At 64.5% G+C, this 1,437-nt stretch carries 1 protein-coding gene; it reads right to left on the bottom strand.

All coding sequences use genetic code 11. The features are described from left to right. Positions 1-23: 23 nt before the first annotated feature. Positions 24-1,325, bottom strand: a complete 1,302-nt coding sequence (locus QN357_RS18920) for an ISL3 family transposase (RefSeq protein ID WP_322135197.1) — start codon at positions 1,323-1,325, stop codon at positions 24-26. Positions 1,326-1,437: the final 112 nt, after the last annotated feature.

The raw sequence follows: 1,437 nt of genomic DNA, 5'->3' as shown, positions 1-1,437 counted from the left end.
GGCTCTCCTGACTCTTCCGTGGGTTAGTCCCGGCCGGGAAGCACGGGTTTGTGCCCGCCGAGGCTGAGCATTGCGAGGGCGATGAGGGCCTCGGGTGATTTGAAGCCGAACGCGATGCGGGTCATGAGGCGGATCTTGGTGTTCATGGATTCGACGCGGCCGTTGGAGAGGCTGTGCTCGATGGAGGCCAGGATCGCGGTGCGGTGTTTCACGATGCTCTTCTGCAGTTTCACGAAGGACGGGATGCGGCAGCGGCGAGCCCAACCAACCCATTTGTCGAGAGCTTCGGTCGCTTCCTCGAGAGGCAGTTTGAAGATCACACGGAGGCCTTCCTTCAGGTAGTACGCCCGAGCCAGCCGGGGGTCGGTCTGCACGATCCAGGCGAGCTTCGTTTGTTGCTTCTCGGTCAGGTTTTCCGGGTTCTTCCAAAGCGCGTATCGGCAGTTCTTGATGCCCGTCGCCCGGGCGCTGTCTGGGCGTGCCGGGGCGTCGGCTGGGGGCCGGCCGCGAGTGCGTCGGGCATCGTTGTGCCGGGCGGCTTTGCGGGCCTCGTTCCACGCGCCCCGGCGGACTTCATCGAGGGCCTCGGTGGCCCATTTCACGACGTGGAACGGATCAGCGCAGCGAACAGCGTTCGGCGCTCGTTCCGCGACAACACTGGCGATCCAGGCCGCACCGTCCGCGGAAACATGCGTGATCAGTGCCGAACGCTCCGGCCCCAACGCATCAAAAAACGTCTCGAGGGTGGCCTTGTCCTGGCCTGGTGCCGCCCAGACGAGACGGCCAGAATCGTGGTCCACGACGCAGGTCAAGTACTTGTGGCCGCGCTTGTAACTGATCTCGTCAATCCCGATCCGGGTGAGGCCCGCGAACTGGTCGAACTGCTTCTCCGTATCTGCCCAAACCCGGGTGATGATCGCGCCCACGGTGCGCCACGCGATGCGCATCAGCACGGTGATGGCGGACTTGGATGTTTGCGTGGCCAGCCACGCGACCTGGTCATCGAAGAACAAAGTGTGCCCGCTCTGATGCCGGGCCCACGGCACGGCGGCGACCGTCACGCCATGCACCCGGCAGCTCACCCGCGGCGCCGCAGCTTCTAAGTGGATTTGCACCGAGCCGGCGTCCAGGGATCGCCAGCGGCGCCGCCCGTCACCGGCGTCGTAGCGCGGGCAGCGCTTCCGGCAGGCCCCGCACCGGTTCCGCATCGATGCCGTTGGGCGCACCGACGCGACCAGCATGCCCGTATCCGCGTCGAGATCGACCGCTTCGACGATGGTTTTGTCGACTCCGAGCAGAGTCCGCCATAGTGTTGAGTTTTGCACGCCGTTTTCTCGTCCCTGTGTTTCTTGCCTTTGTCAGTTAGAAACCTAGACGGAGAGCGGCGTGCACTCGTTAAGGCGCTCGGAAACCACCCACGGTAACGTCAGGAGAGCC

This window comes from Cryobacterium sp. RTC2.1 (assembly GCF_035018685.1).
Lineage (GTDB): Bacteria > Actinomycetota > Actinomycetes > Actinomycetales > Microbacteriaceae > Cryobacterium > Cryobacterium glucosi.
The sequence above is the reverse complement of the archived record's forward strand: the minus strand, read 5'-3'. Positions and strand labels throughout refer to the sequence as shown.